Source organism: Vreelandella andesensis (assembly GCF_003989795.1).
GTDB lineage: Bacteria > Pseudomonadota > Gammaproteobacteria > Pseudomonadales > Halomonadaceae > Vreelandella > Vreelandella andesensis.
This window is the reverse complement of sequence record NZ_RZHG01000030.1, coordinates 86,128-110,223: the sequence shown is the minus strand read 5'-3', so window position 1 is coordinate 110,223 and position 24,096 is coordinate 86,128. Positions and strand designations below refer to the sequence as shown.

Below are 24,096 nucleotides of genomic sequence, written 5' to 3'. Positions count from 1 at the left end.
ATGAGGAACCCTTGTGTGGTGGAGGCTAAGGAAATTCTGCGCCAGTCGACCCAAGGGCGCACCAAGCCATTTATTATTCGTGATACGCAAGATGACCAGTATGTTGTTAAAGGCGTCAATGGCGTTGGTCAAAAATCACTAGTATCTGAGCTAATCTGCTCTGAGTTGGCAAGGCGTTGTGAGTTGCCAATTGCTGAGTACGCCTTGATGCATTTTCCTTCCGGAATGCTAGATTTTTCGACGGAGCCACGCGCTGGGGATCTAAAGGGAGGGCCGACTTTTGCATCTAAAGTAGCACTCCACAGCCAAGATTTGCTTTTCTCGCAACTAGAAGCAATTGACGAAGCCTTTCAGCAACGCCTTTTAGTATTTGATTATTGGGTTAACAATGAAGATCGTCGTTTGAGTAGCCAGGGTGGCAATGTAAACCTACTGTGGAGTTCCGTGTGCGGCTTAGTGGTCATTGATCACAACCTAGCTTTTGACCCTATTAATTGTACAGGTGATTTTGAAAATCATGTGTTTAGTCAGCAGCGCAACAGTTTCAAAGACCTGGAAGTGCGCGCACGCCATGAGGCAGTACTTGACGCCGCCCTGAATGACTGGGATATGATCACTAATACGATTCCTTTCGAATGGCTCTACCGCGATATAGATGACGAGGCATCCGAGATACAACCTACATTAGCAGAGCGCTTCAATTTGCTAGCCCGTTTACGTGATCCTTCCTTCTGGAGCTTGATATGAGCGCAATTATTTGTAATTACGCAGTGCTGCGCTTTCAGCCTTATCTTGATACAGGTGAGTTCGCAAACCTGGGGATCATTATGCTCTGTAATAATGGCCAGTTTCTTCAGCGAGTCGAAACTGTTTCACGAAAGCGCATTACTCACTTTTTCGACAAACTGCCGACAAAGGTATTTACTCAAGCGCGGCAGCACTTTGTGACAGAGCTGAAACGCACGGCTGACCTAGCCAATCATCATAAAGGCCAGTTAGATGTGCAGCTGCGCATCTTTAATGACTTGGTTGAACCTCGAGAAGCGATGTTTCGTTTCAGCAAACCAGGCACATTGGCTGCAAAAGATCCGCAAATTGCCCTTGATGAGCTGTTCAATCGCTATGTACATCATGATTTCAAGCACATAGCCACACCGGAAGAGCAGCTCACTAAACACGTTAACCACTGGCTTAGGGCACTGAATCGCAGCTATACAGAGCAGACACTGGGCAATGACATTGTCCGTGTAAAGTTGCCTTTTGTCTGGCAAGAAGGCGCGCATATACGTCAAGCGATCAAACCCCTTAGCTTCGACCTAGAAGACGCCGGACGCATTATTGAGAAAGGTGATAAGTGGCTAGCGCACTTACGCCGACTTAAACTTTCAAACAATGCTCCTGATGACATGGTGTTCATTAGTCAGTCCCCTAAGGCTAAAACGGGCCCGCGTCAGCGTGCCTATAAAGAAATTTGCCAGGAAATAGAGAACGATTTTGCTGCGAGAATCTTGCCTGAACATCTTGGCCAACACCGAATTCTCAAGGAAGTAGCAACGCCTCCTTCGTATGCAGGCAACTAGGTATAACAGCCACGTATCAAAAAGCATTTGAATACCCCGCCAACCGGTAATTATGCGTGCGATATCAGCATGTCACCGTTGTTTGGCATTTACCATGCGTTAATTACTTAGAACCCCTGGATTAACAATAAAACGCCCCCAATTTAGGAGGCGTTGTGCTGATAGCTAGCGCTTTCATTTACCACTTATTCATTTACCACTTAGGCAAATACTTCTGTCCATTCGCTGCGCTTAGCCAGCAAGTCTTTGGCTAGCTTTTGAGCACCTTCCAGGCTGTGGCTGGCGGCCCAACCGCACTGCAATTCATTACAGGCGGGCACTTCGGTAGCGGTCAATACGTCGTTTAGCGTTTGTTCGATGATGTTAATCACGTCATCGTAATCATCATGGTTGATCAACGCGATGTAAAAGCCGGTTTGGCAGCCCATCGGGCTAATATCGACCACTTTATCTGTGTGGTTACGCGACATCTCAGCCATTAAGTGCTCTAGGGAATGCAGCGCAGGCATGTCCATATGCTCTTTATTGGGCTGGCAAATACGCAGATCGTACTTATGGATTCGGTCGCCATGTTGGCCTTCTTTAATATCAGCCAAACGTACGTAAGGCGCTTTTACCTTGGTATGGTCCAGGTTAAAGCTTTCAACGTTCATTTTCTTTTCGGTCATATTGGCTCCGTTATCTTGGTATTTCACTTGCTAATTCTGCGCTGTTAGCGCTTTTTACACCTTTGGAGCGTCAAAATTCAACGGCTCATCGGTGTAAACACACACGTTAGCGTCTTCAATATCGCCATCAGGTGACTCGACGTGTTCAGCAAAAAAGTCTTGAATCTCTTTACGCTGGCAATGGGCTTCAAACTCTTCACGGCTGGCCCAAATTTCATGAAACACAATCGGGTAGCTGGTGCCTTGAGCAAACGGATTTTCAATTTGCCGGGTCACGGTGTAGTGGATACAAGCATCTTCACGATGCGCGTTCGGCTCTAGGCTCTGCAACGCTTTAAATACTGCCTCTTCCTTACCGGCTTTGGGCTTAAAACTGGCGACACAGTAAATTTTTTCCGACATGCTAACATCCTATACAAATAAACGGCCTCTATTATGCGCGTCCACTGGGCATATTGACAGCCTTTACACTGCTGCGTTCACGATGCTAATGGGCTGCACTTTCGGCCACATCGCGTAATATATTGGCCACGTTATCAAGCGGTAGATCACACTCTTTCAGCTGATGACGCTCGGCGAGGTACTGCGGGTCATTCCATTCGATACGAACGCCATTATCCGTTTCCCGCACCACCATTTTTTGGGGCAAATCCAACGCGACGCTGCCATTACACTGCATCATTGGGGTGCCAACATTAGGGTTACCGAAAATAAACGTGGTGGTAGCCGGCAGCGAAAGTTCGTTGTTGGCGGCATTTTGCGCATGATCAATACTTGCCACCAGCATGAGTCCTTTTTCTTCAAGTGCCGAGTTTAGCTGATCGGTCACTTGCTCGAATGAGCGCTCACTATCTATATGTTCTATTCCCATTGAAGAGGAGGCTACTGCAGGTTGAGCAACGATGGATACAACGGCCGCTACGGCATAGTAAGTAAAACGCATGCTATCTCCTTAATACTTTAAGTTATTATTTAATTATACGGTCGGCGAAGGTTTCAAGGTCAGCGACGGTCATATCCGGCTCACCGCCCCAGGGGTCAAACGGTGCGTCGGGGTGACGTCGCACCCAAGCGCTGCGTAGGCCTGCATGAGTAGCGCCAATGACATCGAAAGGGTTGCTGGAAATCAGCCAGGTGTGTTCTGGGCGCACTTCTAAACGTGTGCGTAAGTAGGCGTATACGGCGGGGTCGGGCTTGAAGCGCTTAACGTCATCGACGCTTATCACTGCATCAATGTGGCTTTCCACGCCTGCACGAGTAAGTAACTTAGTGACCGCTTCTTGGGTACCGTTCGAAAACGCCACGCAGCGAATACCTGCATCGCGAAGTTGATCAAGGGCGGGCACCACATCGGGGAAAGCAGGCAACTCGGCATAAACCGCCATTAAGTGGTCCTGATTGTTATCGGAAAGACCGGTTTGCAGCGCGCGATCGGTGAACACTAATGCCTCGCGCGTGCACTCAGAAAACGGCACGTAGGCTCCCATCAATCCATGGCGAAAGCTGTATTCCAGCTGTTTTTCCCGCCAACGCTTAGCGAATTCCCCTGCTTTGGTGGCGTCACTAAGGCGGCGCTCCAACTCAACCGTTACCCCTTGGGTATCAATGAGCGTGCCGTATACATCAAAAGCGAGTACCGGTTGCATGGTAACTCCTGACTTGGTGAGTAGGATAATGATTGGCGATAAGTGACGTTATGCCTATAGCATAGCTTGCCTCTTCAAAAACAAAAACGCCGCTGCGGTATGCAGCGGCGTGGGGGTAGCATTAGGCGAGATTAAACCGTAAAAGCGGCTTCTTGCTTACCGGTTTTAAGATCACCGGAACGCACTAGCTCATCAGTGACGCGGTCGATGGCGCGTTTGGCGCGGCCAATCATCTCATCAACCTCAGTGCGGTTAATGGTAAGTGGCGGCGCAAAGCCCAGAATATCGCCTTGTGGCATCGCACGGGCAATTAGGTTCTCTTCCATTGCCGCTGCTGCGACACGCGGGCCAACCTTCAGCGCCGGGTCGAAATGCAGGCGCTGTTTGGCATCTGGCGAGAACTCTAAGGCGGCCATCAGGCCAACGCCGCGTACATCACCCAGCAGCGGATGACCTTCAAAGGTGGCCTTGAGCTGCTGCTGGAAGTAGCCGCCGGTTTCAGCAGAGTTACCCACTAGGTTTTCGCGCTCAATGATATCCAGGTTGGCAAGGCCAGCAGCACAGCCCAGTGCGTGACCCGAATAGGTCCAGCCATGGCCGATAGGGCCAAACTCACCGGTTCCCTGCTCCAGCACTTTCCATACTTTATCGCCAACAATCACGCCAGAAAGCGGTTGGTAGGCACTGGTTAGCCCTTTAGCGATGGTCACCAAATCAGGCGTCATGTTGTAGTGGTGGCTACCAAAGTCTGAGCCAGTACGGCCAAAGCCACACACCACTTCATCAGCAATCAATAGCACATCATACTTGTTAAGCACTGCTTGAATCGCATCCCAGTAGCCTTCTGGCGGCGGCACAATACCACCGGTACCCAGTACCGGCTCACCGATAAACGCAGCGACGGTGTCGGGACCTTCTTCCAGAATCATCGTTTCCAGCTTCTCGGCACAGTAAGCAGAAAACTCACGCTCTGTCACGCCGTGCTGTTCTGCGGCGCGCAGATAGTAGTGCGGTGCTTCTGTGTGGCGAATGGTATCAATTGGCAGATCAAAATGGTCGTGAAACGCTTTAAGACCCGTTAACGAGCCAGAGGCGATACCGGAACCGTGGTAACCACGCATACGCGAGATCACTTTTTTCTTCTGCGGACGACCCAGCACATTGTTGTAGTAGCGCACAATTTTGAGCTGTGTTTCGTTCGCATCAGAGCCTGACATGCCGTAGTAAACCTTGGACATGTTCATGCCGGCGATTTTCAAAATGCGCTCGGAAAGCTCGATCTGCGGCTCGTTGGAGTGGCCTACATAGGTGTGGTAATAAGAAAGTTCTAACGCTTGCTTATAGATTGCTTCGGCAACTTCGGTGCGGCCATAACCGATATTGACGCAATAAAGGCCCGCAAAACCGTCGATAAACTCACGGCCATCTTTATCTACAATGTTAATGCCTTTGCCGCCGGTGATAACACGGCCAGGCAAATCGCCGTGGGCAAAGTCGCGAAGGTGAGTGGAGGCATGGAAAGTGACTTTACGGTCGCGTTCGATTAGATCCTGATGCAAGCTCATAACATTCTCTCTATAAAGTAAACCTCCCCATTAACTGGGGAGGGTATTTTGTCATTGATGGCTGACTAAATTTTTGGCCACCTAATCAACTTCCCGATACTGAGCCTAGCGCCCCAAGACAGTAGTATTTCGTTTCTAAATACTCGTCGATACCTGTCGCGCCACCTTCACGGCCAAGGCCGGACTGTTTCACGCCACCAAAGGGCACTGGTGGACCTGTCATCTTCACTGAGTTGACGCTAACCATGCCGTATTCCAACGCTCGCATTAGCTTCCAGATGCGGCGAATATCGTGGGTATAGATATAGGCTGCTAAGCCGTATTCAGTGTCATTGGCCATTTCAATGACTTCATCGTCGGTACTATACGCGGTAATACCGGCGACAGGCGCAAAGTTCTCTTCACGCCACACTTTCATTTGCGGTGTCACGTTGGTTAACAGCACCGGCATAAAGAAGTTATCGCCCGGCGCCTGGCTTTGGTCACCCACAACCATTGTGGCGCCTTTAGAAATCGCATCATCGACAATCGATGCAGCTTTTTCGACTGCCTGGCGGTGAATCAGCGGGCCAAGGTCAACTTCTCCATGCAAGCCGTTACCGACGGTAAGCGCTGACATACGCTCGGTAAATTGTTCGACGAACTCATCGTGGATAGATTCGTGCACCAAAATACGGTTGGCGGCTAGGCAGTCTTGCCCCGCTGTTTGGAATTTGGCTGAAACCGCTGCATAGGCCGCTTCTTTGGGGTCCATATCCGGCCCAACAATAAACGGTGCGTTGCCACCAAGTTCTAGCGATAGCCGCTTGACCGTGTTTGCGCTCTGCTCAATCAATAACCGGCCGACACGGGTAGAGCCCGTGAAGGAGAGCGCACGAATACGCGGCTCGCTGCACAAAATTTTTGAAACCTCTGCGGGGTCCCCAAGCACGACGTTAAAAATGCCTTCCGGAATGCCCGCCCGCTCGGCAAGCTCTGCCAGCGCCAGCGCAGAAAACGGCGTTTCATTGGCAGGTTTAATGATCACCGGACAACCTGCGGCCAGTGCCGCCGCCGCTTTGCGGGTAATCATTGCCAGCGGGAAGTTCCACGGCGTAATCATCGCCGCAATGCCTACCGGCTCTTTAATGGTGCCAAGTGAGGCATTGGGGATATGACTGGGAATGGTTTCGCCATAGGTGCGCTTACCTTCTTCAGCAAACCAACGCACGAAGCTGGCACCGTATTCGACTTCACCGCGAGCATCCGGCATCGGCTTGCCCTGCTCTAGCGTCATGATGGTGGCAAGATCTTCGCGGTTAGCCTGAATCAAATCGTACCATGCCAATAGCCGCTCGCAGCGTTCGTCAGCGCGGAGTGCGCGCCAATGAACAAAGGCTGCTTCAGCTGCATCAACAGCAGCGGTAATTTGTTCGGCTTCCAACAACGGAATATGGCCAATGACTTCGTCTGTCGCGGGGTCATACACCGCTTCTTCGCGGCCACCGTTACCGTGGGTCCATTTCCCATCTATGTAAGCGTACTGCCGAAACAGACGCGGATCTTCCAGGCGCTTCGTTAGCATGGTCGATAGTGTGGTCATGGGCACCTCCCCAGGTTGCAGCAAAATACGGTGAAGCCAATCGTGAGCGACAAACCGTTGCGCACATGCAATTGAACATAAGCAATTACACATAAGAAAATTGCGCAGAAAATAAGATAAACAGCGCAACGTTTGGTTGCGCTGTTTCAGTGAGTACAGAGTAAGGGAGATACCGCACGAAGTGTTTTTGAAAGCGCCGGATAATTCCGGCACTTTTTTTGTGAAAGCTTACTTTACGGTGGTTTTTTTTGGCAGCGCCACTATTTACCCCGCAGCGGGGTTAATTAAGGCCTCCTCAGTAAACACCACAAGACCTAGCTCCGGCCGATAACCATGGATCTCAGTGACATCTAACGCTTTAAGAAAATACAAAATTTCTTCGCTAATCACCTGCCCCGGCACTAACACCGGAAATCCTGGCGGATACGGGATGACAAAACTTGCCGACACGACATCACGTCCATCACGCATCTGCGCCTGCAACTTGCCGTTATCGAAGCGTAGGTACTCGGTATTTTCTTCGTCATAGCTCAGAAAGTACGCGCAACGAATATCGCCTTGGGTTGTATCGGGGTTCGGCCGGAAAGCATCATGGAAGCGACTGAAATCAGGCAACGGCGGCAGATCATGATTCAGTGAATGCACTTGGTTTTCGATGATCTTACGCTCGGGACGGCTACTGTCTTCCAAGCGATTCTCGAACTCTTTAGCCAGCTTGATCAGCACATCCAGCAAGTAGGCAATCGAGCCTCGCGTGGTGCCTATATTGGTCATAAACAGCACGGTATTCCGAGACGTCTTGTTAATCTGAATCCCGTATTTATTCATCAGATATTCATTTTTGAAGGTATCACCGTCAACGCCCGTATTGCCGATGGCAATGGTCACCCGGGAAGGATCGACAACAAACTCGTCCCGCGCCCAGGCCTCCTCCATTTTATTCCAACCCGTTACCGGATCGTAATACGATTCCACACCCGATTCTCGGTACGCTTCAGGCACCATGTCACTGTTCTTCAGTACGCGGAAATACTTCTGCAACAATGGGTGGGTGTAGAGCTGCTCACGCAGCGAAAGCGCTGTCTCAACCTGAGCATGGACCAGCTCGAAACCTTCCATCTCAGCCTGCATTCGACCGACGTCCAGCGATGCCACAATCTGATAATTGGGCGAGGTGGAGGTATGCGTCATGTAGGCTTCATGGAAAGAAGCCTCTACTTTCTGGCGGAAATCCTGATCCCAAACGTGAATCATTGAGCCTTGGCGCAACGAGGTCAGCGTTTTATGAGTAGAGTGAGTCGCATAAGTGCGAATTCGCACCTCATCCGGATCGGGCATTAGCCGTTGGTTAAGCCATGTGGCGTCGTCTTCCGGATCGAGCTTATCAAACTCGGCTTTCCAAGCCGCATACTCTTCACGATAACTCTCGCTGCGATAACGATCCCTCAGCGTACGCGCTGAATTCATCGCAGTACGCGGCCGATACGTCGGGTTAAAACCAGCAAAAGCAAACCATGCTTCATCCCAAAGAAACACTAGATCCGGCTTGATTGCCAAGCACTCTTCCATTACCCGGCGCACGTTGTAAACGATGCCGTCAAAGGTACAGTTAGTCAGCAGTAGCATTTTAACTTTGTGCAGCTGGCCAGTACGCTTATAGGAAAGTAGCGTTTTCTTAATTTCATGCAGCGGCACCGCACCGTACATGGAGTAATCGTCAAGCGGATAGGAATCCAGATAGCTGACATGCGCTCCGGCCAGCACCATGCCGTAGTGGTGTGACTTATGGCAGTCACGGTCGATCAGCACAATGTCTCGCGGCTTAATCAACGCCTGCACCACAATCTTATTAGCAGTGGACGTACCATTGGTAACAAAGAAACTACTGCGCGCACCAAAGGCCCTGGCGGCGTACTCTTGTGCTTTTTTGATTGGCCCGAACGGTTGCAGCAGCGAATCAAGCCCCCCTGACGTTGCTGATGTTTCAGCCAGAAAGATATTAATGCCGTAGAAGTCGATCATATGCCCGGCCCAGTGAGAGCGGGTTACCGACTTGCCCCTGGAGATAGGCATGGCATGAAAAACCCCAGTGGGTTTTTTGCTGTATTCACGTAGGGCATCGAAGAACGGCGTACGATAGCGGCTATAAATGGCACGCAAAATCGTATGGTGCTGCTCGATGTAATCCGTTTCACGGTAGAAGATACGGTTGAAATGCTTAATGTCGCGGCTTGCCGTTGCTTCAACATCACCGCTTGTCACCAGAAATTGATCAATTTCGGGGCGCAGTTCATGAATCATCGAACTGAGCAAAATACTGCGTTCTGCTTCGCTATGGTGCTCCAGCTCGTTTTCTGAGAGGCCTTCCAGATAATTACGCAATGCGCTGAGATTGTACTTTGATTTATACGGAAATTCGTAGCGGATCAAACATGCTTGGATATTCGGATTAACCAGTACCGCGATCAACGCATCTTCAAAGCTTTTTACCGTTACTACATCGTAAACAAAGCTATCTTCAGAGCGGCGCATATTGTGAAACGCCTCTCGCACCACGTCTTCTTCCTGGTTAGAAAGATTATCGACAATTAAGAGTTCAAAGTAAGGCTGTGCTGAACTATTGGAAGCCGGATGCCCGCGGCGTAGTTGGTTAAGGGCATCAAGCGCTTCCATATCTTCAGCCCCGGCATCAGTCTCTGATAGGTCGACATGACGACGGCGATAGGACTCGCTGATTAACGTTCTTACCAGGCGTTTTACCACTTTATCTAACAGCGCATATTCACCGCGATTGAACAGCGTCCATAAATGACGAAAATCTTCTTTGGAGGGAAACGCGTGATAATCTTCAATGATTTCCAAACGTGTTAATTTGATGTCGACCGCTTTTATCAGGTTCTTGACGCGGCTCTCTTCCTTTAGGCGCGTTAGAATCCCCAAATCTCGTTTAAGCTCGTTCCAAGTATCAGCACGAAGTTGGGAAATTTTGTGATAAAACCCCAGGGCGGTGTAGGAAGTTTCGGTAAGGTTGTTTTCTTGCATGACGACACCCATCCTTTATAGGTATTTATCTGGAAAAATTACTTGCCTGAGCAACAGAGTTATAAGTGTTATAAGAGATATAAAAGTTATATCAGCCATACATACCGCGCGAACCGTAGCGCACGATAAGTTGCTCTTCAGGGAACACATCGAAGTTCAAATCCAGCACCCTACCGGGCCAGCGAAACTGAGTAAGCTTTTCCTTGGTGCGATATACCGAGGTATACACGGTGCCTAAGCCGCGCCGATAGTCGTGGCGGAACAAAGGAGGAGCGGAAAATGCCGAGATTAGTCGCTCGTCAGTGGTGGCGTCGTCGTCTACCAAAATCGAGAGCTGACGCTCACGAATAAGGGTTTCTGAAGCCAGCGCGTGGGCATACCATTCGATTTTCTTTTGATGGTTGGTCGCTACTGCCACCCGCTTGATGCTGGCACGCCGATCCGGCGCAATCATTGCTGTTACATAACGTCCACAGGCATCTGCCACAGTAATGTTGTAAGCCATATGCGTAGGCACTCTCGCAAGTACCGCCGCTGCTTCGGGCACGGTGTCGCAGAATTCGAGAATGTAGCGAAGAATAATCGGCGCGCCAAAACCGTCTCCGACCACCTTGCGTCCACCAAACGCTAAAGAAACAGCAAGCCCCGAATCATTCATTCCGTCTAGCACACCCCAAAGGCAGTCAGACATCGCGATTACACGGCGCTGGTTCCAGCGCGTGTAGATAATCGTGCCTTCGCACAACTCAGGCGGGTAGTCATAGTTGCGTGCTAAAACGGTAGACGTCGGCCTAGCCAGCACCGCCTGGGAGCAACCGGTAATATACGGCGGCGGGCGATACAAACTTAGTAACCGTGACGAAAGATCCCCCCCGCCTGCCAATTCACATAACGTACGGTAGGTACCCAGCAATTCAGGCATGTGCTGACGTAAAGCGTTATGGCACTCCAAGTAGGAAGGACGCTCACGCTCGCCTTCGGCTAGGTACCAGGGCTCATAGGCAGGCCAGTGGTAATGGAATAATGACTGCCACTTTGGCCCTGCTACCTCTTCGTGCACGGTGCGAAACGTCAAGGCCTTGTCTAGCTCCACGCCAGGCGCTCGGCCTGTGCCAAATTGGCTGTCCATAATTAAAGAATTTTGAAGTTGCCACCGCCGATAGCATGGCTGACGGCAACTTCCTCCACTACGGGGTCTTGCAACGCCTGTCCGGTGTACTGATTGCGGATGCCCTCTATCCAAGCTTTGGCCCGCTCGTTCAGTTGGAAGTCATCATCCATCAACCGGCCTCGAGTAATCAAAATGCCAAGATCGGCCCCTTCATAGCGGAAATCTCCTGCGCCACTAATGCGCAAGAAAAAGGCTTCATGCTCGTTTTCTGCCGCATGGGGGTGATAGCTGTAATGATCATAAGCAATCTCACCTTGCTCATTCATGCGCCAGACGCCTGTCGTGGGAGCCTGCGTTAACAGGTCAACACTCTCATCAGTGTGTTTGATAACCAACTGGCTCCAGCTGTCGACACTTTCAGGGTGCGCCCAACGCTCATTGATATCGTTGATATCCAAATCAAAGTCGACGTCTGAAAATTCCAACAAGTGGAACAGAAACAGTGGAATATCGGAGTGAGCAAACGCTGCCACATTCGTTAAGGAGCTTGCTCCGGTCACACGCGGGTTCAGCTCACCTAAATACACTTCGTTGGTTTCCATATCGATCAGGAAATCGAGCTCGAAATATCCCCGGTATCCTTCTTCGCGCAGTGCTTCACCGAATCTAAACGTATACTCGCGCGCTAAGTCGCGCACTTCCTGGCTAAATGCGCCAGCGAACATTTCGTTACCGCACCAGCCACCTTTATACGGCGTCAATGTTTTGAAGCCTACAAGCTCCGTCATCAATGGGCCAACGACCGTACCACAGCGCGTAGCACAGGCTTCAATTGCCGAACCGCGACAGTTGATGCGCTTCATGATTTTAACTTCGGGCTCTGCTTCAATCTCTTCGGCGTGCTTGTAATAGTCTTCTTCACTGGCAATAAAGAAAGTGGTGTGACCAGAATCGCCAAACGCGGTCTGTACCACCAAATCGTTACCAAGCGACTCGCTTACTTCAATAAGTTCCTGGTAACTGCCCACCTTAGCCAGCACGTTGGGCACACTGGGGACGCCTGCTTTGTTACCTATGCGAACCGTCTCAATCTTGTTATCCATCCGCTTACGCAATTCAGCGGGCGGAAAGGCAACTCGCAGCCCTAGCTGGTTGCAGATTTCTTCAGTGTGCTCATCGAACATTAAAAACGACGCGACACCCGCGCTTTCATCGTTGGCGCGGGATTGAATGAAATCAATAACTTCCTTGTGTTCAAGCAGGTAGTTATTGATATCTTCAATGCTCTCAAAATCGCGAGGAAACTTTTGCTTCGGAACAAAGACATTGCGCTGCTTACCTTCAAAGCAGTCAATATAGTTAATGTGGCGGAAGCTACCGACCCAATCACCGATACCAAGTAGATTAAAATTGGTCGCAGAAATAAAGTAGACCGGTTCTTTATTATTCAAAAAATGTCTACGGACATCCGCAATGGAAGTGATTTTAGTCATTATTTTCGCTCCTGGTATGACAGATACTGAAGGCTGTGTGGAATTAGTGCTGCCTAGGAGTTTCGCTAAATATCGCGATATTCGCCTGAATTGATCATTCAACTTGGCGCGAAATCCGTTCTTCTCATGACGATAGGTCAAGCCAAGTAGACTCCTAAATTATTTCTTGGTCGTTGCGTACCGGTTTGGCAAGCGGCCCTAGGGTGTCTAGGAAAGGAGAGGATCCATTTTCACTACGATATATTGAAAAATCGACCTCTCTATCACGGAAACTCTTAAGCGGCTGACCTAGCCCACGTAACCCGGTTTCGCGTTCACGACGCACACGATTAAGGTCAATTTCGATTGGAATAACTTCCTCGCCGATACCCGCCTGGTGAATCACGTCGCCCGATGGGCCCACCACGATGGAACGGCCATTTCCTAACGCGCCAGCGCCGTTAATATCGAAGAAATAGCACTGATTAACTGCCGCATTGGTGCGGGCAATCGACAACTCTATATCCCGATCAATGGTGTCGGTCATGGTGGGGTGAAGAATCACTTCAGCTCCCATGGCAGCCAAGGTACGGGTCGTCTCAGGGAACCACATGTCATAACAGATAGACACGCCAAAACGACCTACCGTAGGCACATCGAAGACCACAAATTCACTGCCGCCTTCAACCCCTGCTTCATACGGGCGAAACGGAAACATTTTACGAAAGCGAGTTACGACCTGCCCTAATGGGTTGATCACCACCAACGTATTATAAATAAGCTCACCGACTTTCTCGAACATTGAGCCAGGAATCAACCAGATACGGTGTTGCGCGGCTAATTGGCAAAACAATGCCTCGGTATCGCTGGGCAGTACTTGTGCATGGAGTGGAGATGCCCCCATCGGCATTAATTCGCTGAACAGCACCATTTGAACCTGGGGAAAACGGTTCATTAACGCATCGATCCGATGGCGCATGGCCTCGGTATTGTCGCCATGGTGCAGGGCATGCATTTGAACACCGGCAATGGTGAAGTAAGACATTAGCTTCTCTCTGCGTCAGGCGATCTGACTGTTTTAGCTCAGCGAATGAAACCTGTTGGTTATCTTTCGCTAAGCTAGTAGGTGAATGGTGCTGATTCTTATGTTAAGCCAACGAAACGCTGAATTGGCGTTGATCAAACACCTGGATAAATTATTAAATCCTATTTACAAAAACAAACATCATAAAAAATCAGCCGAACCAATATCCGGCTCGATACGTTTGACTGACTTAGTCACGATATACGTGAAGTAACGTTCTATTCCTACGTCTGAAACCAGCCAGCTATCGATCAATCGTTGGTAACTGTCGATAGATAACACTTCAAACTTTACTAGGTAGTCTACACCGCCACCGACAGCAACGCATTCGGTAACGTCTGGCGTTTGCATAACCAAAGCTTCAAAGCGGGCGAAGCTTTCAGCATTGTGCTGTTTGAGTTCGATCTGCACCCATACGGCGTTGCGCGGCATTAACACATCCGCATTAATGCGCGCCGTATAGCCTTCGATAACGCCTGCTTGTTCAAGACGTTTTACTCGCTCCCAACAAGGGCTCACTGAAAGGTTAATCGCTTCGGCCAGCTTCGACTTAGTGATGCGCCCATCCCGGGAGAGAATATCGAGAATTTTTAAATCATAACGGTCTAATTTCATCATGCCGGATGTTACGCCTCCAGGCGTTCAACAACATCGGCAATCACCGCCAGGGTGTCCCCCATATTGATTAACGATGGTGCACGGCGAGCCATCAAGATGCCGTCACGCTCCGCTTTGTAAGCCACAGGAGCGGTACCGCTGCGGGTCATATCGTAGATATAGGCAATCGTTTGGCCTTTTTGCACCTTGTCACCCAGCGCCACTAACAGCTCTAACACGCCTGAATGCTGGCTTTGCACATAGCAGCTGGCATCCGGCATATCGAGGTACATCTGCCCGCCTTCAGGCATTTCCACCGAGCCTTCCACCAAGCCGTAATGAATCAAAAAGTTGCGAACACCGCGCTCAGCAATCGCAATGCTTTGGGGAGTGGACGTGCCACCGCCGCCAAGTTCGGTAGCTACAAACACCTTACCCTGGCGCTCACAGGCGGTGTCGAACAGTTTTTCTGCGTCTAGCTCAAACATCACCATGGCGTAGGGAGCACCGAACGCTTTAGCGCCTTCCAACGCAGCCTGCTGTTGAGACTTGTCGTCTAGAACGTGGGAGGCGCCGAACGGCAAAATATCCAGCGTGCGGCCGCCAGAGTGCAGGTCGAGCACTACATCGCTAATAGGGGCCAGCACGCGGGTAAAATAATCGGCGATTTGCGACGTTACTGTGCCGTTTGGATCCCCTGGAAAGCTGCGATTCAAGTTGCCTTTGTCCATCGGTGACGTGCGCTTTCCCGCCATGACCGCAGGGGTATTCATGCACGGTACAATAATCACTCGTCCACTCACCTCTTCCGCTTTTAGTGTGGAAGATAGCTTCAACAGCGACGTAATGCCTTCGTATTCATCCCCATGATTGCCCCCGGTTAACAATGCCGTGGGGCCTTCGCCATTTTTAACCACAGTGATAGGTATCATCACTGCGCCCCAGGCAGACTCATCGGTTGAAATCGGCAATTTTAAAAAGCCGTGCTGTACGCCGTCGGCGTCGAAATCAACGGTGGCAGAAATAGGGCTGGGCCGCAGTTGGTTCGGTTGAAGCGTCATCGGATGTCCTTTGTAGTGTACGAACAGCTACTTAACAAACAACTGGCGCGGAAAATTGGCCAGCGTTTCACAGCCATTCTCTGTAATTAGAATGCTTTCGGTAATTTCCAGCCCCCAATCGTCTACCCAAAGGCCGGGCATGAAGTGAAATGTCATACCGGGCTGAAGAATGGATTCGTCTGAAGGGCGTAAGCTCATGGTGCGCTCGCCCCAATCCGGCGGGTAGGAAATACCAATCGGATAACCACAGCGAGCGCCGCCACGGTCAAAGCCGTATTTATCCATCGCCGCACCCAGCGCCATGGCAATATCTGCCGTACGATTGCCTGGCTTAGCCACTGCTAGCCCATTCTCAATGCCTTCCAATAAGGCAGATTCAGCGCGAATAAAGTCTGTCGGTGGCGTTCCTAAAAATACCGTGCGCGACATCGGCGCATGGTAGCGCTTAAATACTCCCGCAATTTCAAAAAACGTCCCTTCCCCTTTGCGAAAGGGCGTGTCGTCCCAGGTAAGGTGTGGCGCAGCCGCGTCTTTTCCGGTTGGCAACATCGGCACAATGGCAGGGTAATCACCACCGAACACTTTGCCGTTCTCGTCGATAAATCCTTCGATGCCCACACGGTAAATTTCCGATACCAGCTTACTTTTTGGCAGCCCAGGCTCAATAACTTCTAGAATACGCGTATGCATCCCTTCGACAATTTTTGCCGCCACGCGCATGTAAGCTATTTCTTGAGGCGACTTAATCGCCCGGCACCAGTTGACGAGTGCGTTGGCATCCATAAACCGTGCATGGGGAAGCTCACGCAAAAGGCTTTGATAGGCTTTGGCAGAGAAGTAATAGTTATCCATCTCCATGCCCACCACGCCGGTATGCCAGCCGCGGTCTGGCATAATCGACTGGGCAAGATACTCCATTGGGTGCATGTCCGGATTTTGAACATAGTAATCCGGATAATAGGTAATATTGTCGGGGTCTATCCAGCAGGTGCGCAGCGCGCCGTTGGCATCCATGCGTCGGCCAAACCATACGGGCTCGCCTTCCAGGCCCACCAATACGCATTGATGGACATAAAAGGACCAGCCGTCATAGCCAGTCAACCATGCCATATTGGAGGGGTCACTGACGATTAGCACGTCAATGCCACGGCCAGCCATTTCTGCACGCACCTTCCACAAGCGAGTAGCATACTCTTCACGTGTGAAAGGCAGGGAAACCTCTGTCATCGGGCAACTCGCCATCAAAGATCACTAAGAACCAGCGCCATCTATTATAAATTAGGGCCGCTGGGCCACAGGATCGACCTGGCCACCCCCGCAGTAGGCTTGCCAATGTCGTCTTAGGGCGATACTAGCACCGACCCTTGGTTGCCGGTCAAAGCCTTTATTACAAAAATGATGATAAGCCGTGGTAGCGTAACCATAGTTAACACGCCTTAAGGAAGAAAAATGAAAATAGTCATCCATATTGATGATTCAACCCAGTGGCAAGCAGCACTGGAGAAAGCGTTTCCCCAAGCCACTGTACTAACAAGTGACGCGCCAGCAGACGAGCGAAAAAATGCTGATTATCTCGCTGTTTGGAAAGCGCCAGAGCATTTGTTACAAGAACAAAGCCAACTTAAAGGCATTATTAATCTTGGTGCGGGCGTCGATTACTTACTGAAAACCCCTGGCCTGCCAAGCGATGTTCCTATCGTGAAGTTGCGTGATGCTGGCATGGGCGAACTCATGGCAGATTACGTGCTGTATGGCGTACTGCACTTCTACCGCAGCATGGACCGCTACTTGTCGCAACAGCAGAGCGCTACCTGGAAGCCCCAAGCCGTGCCTGAAAAAACGCAGTGGCCAATTGGTGTATTGGGCCTTGGCGCAATTGGCAGTTTCGTGGCCACACATTTGTCGCAAGCCGGGTTCCCGGTAATCGGCTGGAGCCGTTCACCTAAAGAGATTAGCGGTGTGCGCTGCCTGCATGGTGACGAAGGGCTTGATGAACTGCTTAGCCAGGTGCAAAGCGTGGTCAGCATTTTGCCAGACACCCCTGCTACCGTCGGCATTCTAAACGCCGAACGATTAGCGAAATTACCCAAAGGCGCCAGTGTTATTAACCCTGGTCGTGGCAGCCTAATCGATGAACAGGCATTACTTGATGCACTCGGCGATACGCACCATCCAGGTCATCTGCGTGGTGCCTTGCTAGACGTTTTCTGCGAAGAGCCTCTACCCGCCAACCATCCTCTTTGGCAGCATCCAAAGGTAATAGTGACGCCCCATATGGCAGCGCCTACGCCGCTGAAAGATGCCATTGATCAAGTCATTGCGTATATCAAAGCGTTTGAGGCCGGTGAGCCGTTAGCAACCGTCAGCCCAGAATCGGGCTACTGACGCTTAAGCGAGTGCGCGTTATACTTACCAGGGAACCAAGCGCTAGCTAAAGGCTCTTAGGAAAACACTTTTGAAAGAGGAAGGGCCTTTGCATCACGTCACCATTGGCAACAGGCAAGGTAAGCCTGCCAGCGCAATGTTAAGCGCTTGCGTGTTTCTTCTGTTGTTTTTTCTGTCTAGCTCAGCAACAGCCAATACTCAACAAGATGAGCAGGCGCTGCAGGCACCACACCCCTTCCAGGCCCAATACCGCTTAGAAATACGCGGCTGGCCAGGCGCAACCATTACCCATACGCTCAGTAATGAGGGGCTTCACTGGCTAAGTGACATGAACTTTTCTGTTGCGGTTGCCCGTGGAGAGGAGCGTAGCCGTTTTTCGATAGACGACTCGACGACCCGCTCGCTGCTCTATAACAGCAGTTATTCATTATTGGGTGTAGGCGACAGTTACCAGCTCAATGAAAGTGATATTGGCTCGCTTGATCGTCAAGCCGCGCTCTTTGATCTTTCCCGCCGTGCAGGTCATGAAGGCTGCACCGTAAACGCCCCCTGCGACATCGAGTTTGTTGATCACCGCGGGCGTGACGAACATTTTCAGTACTATGTTAACGCCCCTGCCACCATCAGCGTTCCCGCTGGTGAATTTGAAGCAACGCGCGTTACGCTAATTGATAGAGAAAAGCCCGACCGGCATCTACAAATAAATTTCCATCCTAATTGGCCAGGTCTAATCCTCTCGGCAGAGTATCAAAAAGAGGGGCGTCGGCAGACTTACCTCACCATGACCCAATTCAACCCCGCTGGGGGTAACGCACCTTAAATGCTTTCTGGCTTACTGATTGTTTTATTGCCGCTCTTATTGGGCTATTTAGTACGCGTTCGTTCTACCCGCTTACTTAATCTTATTAACCGAGCCGTTAATGGCTCGGTTTATTTGATTCTATTGTTTATGGGGGTCAGCCTTGCGGGCCTTGAAAACCTCGGTAGCCAGCTTTCAAGGTTAGGCGGTAACGCGCTGCTGCTGTTTAGCATTACTACGCTGCTCAACTTGGGCGCCCTATGGTGGCTATCACGCAGAGTGGCGTTGAAAGCAGGTGGTTCACCGGTGGTAAAAGACGCCCCTACCAGCAAACTGGCCGCTATGCAGGGTTCGCTAATGTTGGTAGGGGTGGTGGCAGGTGGCGTGGCGCTCGGGCTGCTCCTTGGCCCGCTTATTGGCGAAGCACTGTTTACCACCGCCGACTGGCTAGCGGAATGGGTGCTGTACGCATTGCTTGTGCTGATTGGCTGCCAGCTTCGCAACTCCGGCATGCCACTTAAACAAATTTTGCTGAATCGCTTGGGGCTTGCTATCGCGGTCACCCTTGCACTGAGCTCAATGTTGGCCGGCTTACTCGCCGCCCCGCTGCTTTCGCTGAGCTGGAATGAAGGCTTAGCCATGGCATCAGGCTTTGGCTGGTATTCGCTTTCAGCTATTTTAATTGGCGACCAGCTTGGCCCGCTAATGGGCGGTGTGGCGTTTTTCAATGACCTGACGCGCGAATTGCTGGCCTTTATCCTGATTCCTCTGGTTATTCATCGCCACACCGCGTTAGCCATTGGCTATGGCGGTGCTACTTCTATGGACTTCACTTTACCGGTAATTCAACAGCACGGCGGAGTGGCCTGTGTCCCTATTGCGGTAGTCAGCGGATTCATCCTTTCGCTGCTTTCTCCTCCGCTGATTCTATTTTTTCTTTCACTTTCAGGTTAGCGGTAGCAGGCAATCATTAGGTAGGATAAATAGCGCTCTTTATTTAATACGTGCCCTTGGTTTAAAAGGTACGCGCTGTTAAAAACGCAACTATTTCACTGCCCAGGATGCCTGCCCACCATGCTAAACGGAATTTGGTTAAGCTTTTTTGTCGCTGCGTTTGCGGCGTCTTTGTGGCAGTGGTTAGTCGGTGGTGATAGCGAGGTTTTTGCTCGCTTAGTGCAGTCGCTCTTCGATATGGCCCGGGTCAGCGTAGATATTATTTTAGTGCTGTTAGGCACGATGACCCTTTGGCTTGGCTTTCTTTCAATTGCCGAAAAGGCAGGCATGATTCGCTTGCTAGGCCGCGTGCTTGACCCGCTGTTTTCTCGCCTAATGCCAGAAGTACCCCGTGACCACCCCGCCATGGGGCTAATCAGTATGAACTTTGCAGCCAACATTCTGGGCTTAGATAATGCTGCTACGCCGATTGGCATTAAAGCCATGCAGTCGCTGCAAAGTCTCAACCCGAGCCGAGATACTGCCAGCAACGCACAAATTCTTTTTTTAGTGCTAAACACGTCGTCACTGACGCTTCTCCCCGTCACGATCTTTATTTATCGTGCTCAACAAGGTGCAGCAGAGCCCACTCTGGTTTTTCTTCCCATTTTGCTAGCCACTAGCGCCTCTAGCCTAGCAGGGCTTCTGGCCGTGTCGCTCATGCAACGTTTAAAGCTTTGGCAGCCGGTGGTGCTGGCCTATTTAGTCGCTGCAGCGCTAGCACTCGGGTTATTAATCACCACACTGGCAGGGATGTCGGCCCAAGCACTAGCGGCGGCTTCAACATTGGTCGGCAACCTAACGCTGTTTGGTATTGTGATGATGTTTTTAGTGGTCGGGGCGCTGCGCGGGGTAAGGGTGTATGACGCCTTTATCGAAGGTGCAAAAGAAGGGGTAAGTTTTACCGTTACCCTATTGCCCTACTTGATTGCCATGCTGGTGGCAGTTGGCGTACTGCGTGCCAGCGGCGTTTTAGATGCGGGACTCAGCGGCATTCGCTGGCTGGTGGAAGGGGTTGGCTGGGATACCCGCTTTGTAGATGCACTGCCTACCGCCTTTGTAAAACCCCTTTCTGGCAGTGGCTCGCGGGCCATGATGATCGAAACGATGAACACCTTCGGCGTTGATAGTTTCCCTGGCCTACTGGCAGCCACTTTTCAAGGCAGCACCGAAACAACGTTTTACGTACTAGCGGTCTATTTTGGCGCGGTTGGCGTTACTCGTATTCGCCACGGCCTGGGCTGCGCGCTGATCGCTGACGCCGCTGGCATTATCACTGCTATTGCGGTGTGTTACTGGTTCTTTGGCTAAGTTACTGGTTCTTTGGCTAAGTAAGAGAGCGTTATAAGCTATGTACGCTGACCATAAAGCACCGCAATAGCGACGACCCATAGAGGTGCGCCGTCATTATGACCGCGCACTGTTTGGTCAGCACGTTTACATACCTGCGCTCCATGCTGCCCGGGCGGCATGGAGCTTTTTGTAACTCTCTATCAGGCGTAGGTGGCGGTCTAAGCCCTCCAACTGCATGTTAGTGGGCGTCAGGCCGTGGAAACGTACTTCGCCACTCACCGACCCCACCACAGCGGCCATGGTTGCTTCACCAAACATGCGCTGGAAGTTGGGCAAGTAATCGTTAAGCTCCAGCTCATCATCCAGCACAATTTCAAGCACCGCATTTACTGCCTGATAGAACAGGCCACGCTCAACGGTGTTGTCGTTGTACTGTAGGAACATCTGCACGCAGTCCAGGGCCTCTTCATGGCGTTGCAGCGCTAGGTAAATCAGCAGTTTTAACTCTAGGATCGTTAGCTGTCCCCAAACGGTATTCTCGTCAAACTCAATACCAATCAGCGTGATGATATCGGCGTGATCGTCCATTTGGCTCTCTTCCAACCGCTCGACCAAGTCGGTGAGCTGGTCGTCATCCAAGCGGTGCAGGTTGAGAATATCCTCGCGGTAGTCCAATGCTTTATTGGTGTTATCCCAGATCAAATCTTCAATGGGGTATACCTCTGAATAGCCCGGTACCAGAATGCGGCAGACCGGTGCGCCTAGGTCTTCGTGTACTGCCATGTACACTTCGGCCCCTAGCTCCTCAAAAATACCCAATAGCGTCTCGGCTTCTTCCTCATTGCTGCCAGAAAAATCCCATTTACTGAATTCAAAATCGGGCTTAGTACTAAAGAAGCGCCAAGAAACTACGCCTACCGAGTCGATAAAGTGCTCAACAAAATTGTTGGGTTCGGCAACGGTTTGCGAGTTAAACGTCGGCAGCGGCAAGTCATTCAGGCCCTCAAAACTGCGGCCCTGAAGCAGCTCTGTGAGGCTGCGCTCCAGCGCCACTTCAAAGCTTGGGTGCGCGCCAAACGAAGCAAATACGCCGCCGGTACGTGGGTTCATCAAGGTCACACACATTACCGGGAACTGCCCGCCCATAGAGGCATCTTTGACCAGCACAGGGAAACCCTGAGCCTCCAGGGCGTTAATGCCTTCCACGATGTTCGGGTAGTTTGCCAGCACCTCTTGCGGCACATCCGGCAGGGTTAGCTCTTGTTCGAGGATTTCACGCTTCACCGCCCGTTCGAAGATTTCCGATAAGCACTGCACCTGGGCTTCTACCAGGGTATTGCCCGCACTCATCCCGTTACTAAGAAACAGGTTTTCGATTAAGTTAGAGGGGAAATAGATTGTTTCGCCATCGGACTGGCGCACAAATGGTAGCGATACAATGCCCCGGTCTTCACGACCAGAGTTGGTATCAATCAGGTGTGAGCCACACAGCTCGCCTTCTGGGTTGTAAATATCACGGCAGTGTTGGTCAAGAATGTCAGCGGGTAACTCATCGTTTGGCCCAGGCTTGAACCACTTTTCATTGGGATAGTGAACAAAGTCGCTGTTGGCAATTTCTTCACCGAAGTACTGGTCGTTATAAAAGAAGTTGCAGCTTAAGCGCTCGATGAACTCGCCTAATGCAGAACACAGTGCGCTTTCTTTCGTCGCCCCTTTGCCGTTGGTGAAACACATCGGCGAGGCGGCATCGCGAATATGCAGCGACCAGACGTGGGGCACGATATTACGCCAGGAGGCGATCTCGATTTTCATACCCAGATCGGCCAGCATCGTGCTCATATTGGCGATGGTCTGCTCCAGCGGCAGGTCTTTGCCTGGAATGTAGGTGCAACTCCCTTCTGGCGCACCCATTAGCAGCGCCTGAGCATCCTCATCGATGTTTTCTACCGTCTCAATCTGGAACTCGGGGCCGGTTTGAACGACTTTCTTGACTGTGCAGCGGTCGATGGAGCGCAAAATACCCTGGCGATCCTTTTCAGAAATATCTTCCGGCAGCTCGACCTGGATTTTGAAAATCTGTTTATAACGATTTTCCGGGTCAACAATATTGTTTTGGGATAATCGAATATTTTCGGTAGGAATATCTCGCGCGTTGCAATAAACCTTTACAAAATAAGCGGCACACATCGCCGACGACGCCAGAAAATAGTCGAACGGGCCAGGGGCTGAGCCATCGCCTTTATAGCGAATCGGCTGATCGGAGATAACGGTGAAATCGTCGAACTTCGCCTCTAAGCGGAGGTTATCGAGATAGTTGACTTTAATTTCCATGAATGAGCATCCGGAGCAATGAGTGTGCCTCGGCTGTTAAAAACGTAAGCCGGTAGGCGGATTGCTGCCCATTATCCAGCTTTTCACCCCCTTCGTCTTGGGAAGCATTGCACTGACCGGCTCAATACATGAATTCAGCGAGGTAGCAAAAAGATGGAAGCTATCTGGGATGAGTCATTTCTGGCAGCCTCATGCAGCGATGTGGCTGACGGGGAGCACCCTCTTCTTCTTCTCGCATGTTTTCTTCGCGCACGTTCGCGCACGTCACTCACTCAACTATCGGCTTGCTGCACAAAGCGTCGATGGCGTCAGTACATGGGCAAATAATATCGACTCAAAGTGCTCCATGGGAGCAACCGACTTAAGCGTCTTGGCGCGAAGTATAGCGCCTTCCCACCCAGATAAGATAAAACTGGCAAGGGCTTCTGGGGCAATCGATGCATCGATATCGCCTAGGTCTTGTGCATATTGCAAGCAATCGACAAAACGTTTTTCCCAGTGTTGGAACACTAGGTTAAGCGCATCGCGAAAGGTATCGTTCTGTCCTGAAAGCTCCTGCCCCAGGTTTCCAATCAAGCAGCCAGTGGCGTGGTCACAACTCAGCATATGCTCTCGCCCTGTGGCGAAGTAACGCCTTAAGCGCTCTAACGGCGGCAGCGAAACGTCTTCAAGCAACGTGCTTAAACTTTCATCGTACTGATTGGCAAAACGCTCGATCACCGCCAACCCAAAATCTTCTTTGCTGGAAAAGTAGTGGTAAAACGACCCTTTAGGCACGCCGCAGGTTTTTAAGACGGCATTAATACCTGTCGCATTGTAGCCCTGCTGGGCAATCAGCTCGGCACCGGTATCAATTAACTTATCGCGAGTAGCGGTGTTTTTCATGA

21 protein-coding genes are annotated in these 24,096 nt (G+C 50.9%); 6 read left to right on the top strand and 15 right to left on the bottom strand.

Annotated features, from left to right (window positions below):
• Together ELY33_RS16460 and ELY33_RS16455 are read left to right on the top strand one after the other, a co-directional pair.
• Entirely contained in the window at positions 1-747 is a 747-nt protein-coding gene (locus ELY33_RS16460) for a HipA family kinase (RefSeq protein WP_126948990.1), read from the top strand.
• The gene (locus tag ELY33_RS16455; RefSeq protein WP_126948989.1) at positions 744-1,580 is read left to right on the top strand and encodes a DUF3037 domain-containing protein; all 837 of its coding nucleotides are present in this window, start codon (positions 744-746) and stop codon (positions 1,578-1,580) included. Before ELY33_RS16460 ends, ELY33_RS16455 begins: the two co-directional genes overlap by 4 nt.
• 200 nt (positions 1,581-1,780) lie before the next feature.
• Here the strand turns inward: ELY33_RS16455 and ELY33_RS16450 are convergent, their stop codons facing one another.
• The 13 genes from ELY33_RS16450 to doeA all read right to left on the bottom strand — a co-directional run bounded on the left by ELY33_RS16450 (position 1,781) and on the right by doeA (position 16,635).
• Positions 1,781-2,248 (bottom strand): S-ribosylhomocysteine lyase, encoded by a 468-nt coding sequence (locus tag ELY33_RS16450; RefSeq protein WP_126948988.1) that lies wholly within the window; start codon positions 2,246-2,248, stop codon positions 1,781-1,783.
• 54 nt (positions 2,249-2,302) lie between these two features.
• The gene (locus ELY33_RS16445; protein ID WP_126948987.1) at positions 2,303-2,650 is read right to left on the bottom strand and encodes a putative quinol monooxygenase; all 348 of its coding nucleotides are present in this window, start codon (positions 2,648-2,650) and stop codon (positions 2,303-2,305) included.
• 85 nt (positions 2,651-2,735) lie between these two features.
• Entirely contained in the window at positions 2,736-3,191 is a 456-nt protein-coding gene (locus tag ELY33_RS16440) for a DUF302 domain-containing protein (protein WP_126948986.1), read from the bottom strand.
• 25 nt (positions 3,192-3,216) lie between these two features.
• The gene (locus tag ELY33_RS16435) at positions 3,217-3,894 is read right to left on the bottom strand and encodes a haloacid dehalogenase type II (protein ID WP_126948985.1); all 678 of its coding nucleotides are present in this window, start codon (positions 3,892-3,894) and stop codon (positions 3,217-3,219) included.
• 131 nt (positions 3,895-4,025) lie between these two features.
• Positions 4,026-5,459 carry an aspartate aminotransferase family protein gene (locus tag ELY33_RS16430; protein ID WP_126948984.1) on the bottom strand — a complete coding sequence of 478 codons (1,434 nt, stop codon included), beginning with the start codon at positions 5,457-5,459 and terminating at the stop codon, positions 4,026-4,028.
• Positions 5,460-5,544: 85 nt separating this feature from the next.
• Positions 5,545-7,041, bottom strand: a complete 1,497-nt coding sequence (locus tag ELY33_RS16425; RefSeq protein ID WP_126948983.1) for an NAD-dependent succinate-semialdehyde dehydrogenase — start codon at positions 7,039-7,041, stop codon at positions 5,545-5,547.
• Positions 7,042-7,305: 264 nt separating this feature from the next.
• Positions 7,306-10,083 carry an aminotransferase class I/II-fold pyridoxal phosphate-dependent enzyme gene (locus tag ELY33_RS16420; protein WP_126948982.1) on the bottom strand — a complete coding sequence of 926 codons (2,778 nt, stop codon included), beginning with the start codon at positions 10,081-10,083 and terminating at the stop codon, positions 7,306-7,308.
• Between the two features lie 91 nt (positions 10,084-10,174).
• Positions 10,175-11,158: a C45 family autoproteolytic acyltransferase/hydrolase gene (locus ELY33_RS16415; protein ID WP_244208633.1), complete on the bottom strand. Its 984-nt coding sequence runs from the start codon at positions 11,156-11,158 to the stop codon at positions 10,175-10,177.
• 56 nt (positions 11,159-11,214) lie between these two features.
• The gene (locus ELY33_RS16410) at positions 11,215-12,687 is read right to left on the bottom strand and encodes a biotin carboxylase (RefSeq protein WP_126948980.1); all 1,473 of its coding nucleotides are present in this window, start codon (positions 12,685-12,687) and stop codon (positions 11,215-11,217) included.
• A gap of 154 nt (positions 12,688-12,841) precedes the next feature.
• Positions 12,842-13,711 (bottom strand): carbon-nitrogen hydrolase family protein, encoded by an 870-nt coding sequence (locus ELY33_RS16405; protein WP_126948979.1) that lies wholly within the window; start codon positions 13,709-13,711, stop codon positions 12,842-12,844.
• A gap of 180 nt (positions 13,712-13,891) precedes the next feature.
• Positions 13,892-14,368 carry an Lrp/AsnC family transcriptional regulator gene (locus ELY33_RS16400; protein ID WP_126948978.1) on the bottom strand — a complete coding sequence of 159 codons (477 nt, stop codon included), beginning with the start codon at positions 14,366-14,368 and terminating at the stop codon, positions 13,892-13,894.
• Between the two features lie 8 nt (positions 14,369-14,376).
• On the bottom strand, positions 14,377-15,408 hold the full coding sequence (doeB, locus tag ELY33_RS16395; protein ID WP_126948977.1) for a N(2)-acetyl-L-2,4-diaminobutanoate deacetylase DoeB: 1,032 nt from the start codon (positions 15,406-15,408) through the stop codon (positions 14,377-14,379).
• Positions 15,409-15,435: 27 nt separating this feature from the next.
• Positions 15,436-16,635, bottom strand: a complete 1,200-nt coding sequence (gene doeA, locus ELY33_RS16390) for an ectoine hydrolase DoeA (RefSeq protein ID WP_126948976.1) — start codon at positions 16,633-16,635, stop codon at positions 15,436-15,438.
• 222 nt (positions 16,636-16,857) lie between these two features.
• Between doeA and ELY33_RS16385 the strand changes: the two genes are divergently transcribed.
• From ELY33_RS16385 to ELY33_RS16370, 4 genes are all read left to right on the top strand, one after another.
• Positions 16,858-17,793, top strand: coding sequence for a 2-hydroxyacid dehydrogenase (locus ELY33_RS16385; RefSeq protein ID WP_126948975.1), 936 nt, complete (start codon positions 16,858-16,860; stop codon positions 17,791-17,793).
• Positions 17,794-17,929: 136 nt separating this feature from the next.
• Positions 17,930-18,613: a hypothetical protein gene (locus ELY33_RS16380; protein ID WP_422822299.1), complete on the top strand. Its 684-nt coding sequence runs from the start codon at positions 17,930-17,932 to the stop codon at positions 18,611-18,613.
• Positions 18,614-19,546 carry a LysO family transporter gene (locus tag ELY33_RS16375; protein WP_126948974.1) on the top strand — a complete coding sequence of 311 codons (933 nt, stop codon included), beginning with the start codon at positions 18,614-18,616 and terminating at the stop codon, positions 19,544-19,546.
• 120 nt (positions 19,547-19,666) lie between these two features.
• Entirely contained in the window at positions 19,667-20,896 is a 1,230-nt protein-coding gene (locus tag ELY33_RS16370; protein ID WP_126948973.1) for a nucleoside recognition domain-containing protein, read from the top strand.
• Between the two features lie 126 nt (positions 20,897-21,022).
• Here ELY33_RS16370 and ELY33_RS16365 read toward each other — a convergent pair whose 3' ends face one another.
• The gene (locus tag ELY33_RS16365) at positions 21,023-23,209 is read right to left on the bottom strand and encodes an OsmC domain/YcaO domain-containing protein (protein ID WP_126948972.1); all 2,187 of its coding nucleotides are present in this window, start codon (positions 23,207-23,209) and stop codon (positions 21,023-21,025) included.
• A gap of 276 nt (positions 23,210-23,485) precedes the next feature.
• A complete protein-coding gene (locus ELY33_RS16360) occupies positions 23,486-24,094 on the bottom strand; it encodes a TetR/AcrR family transcriptional regulator (protein WP_126948971.1) in 609 nt (202 codons plus the stop codon).
• Positions 24,095-24,096: the final 2 nt, after the last annotated feature.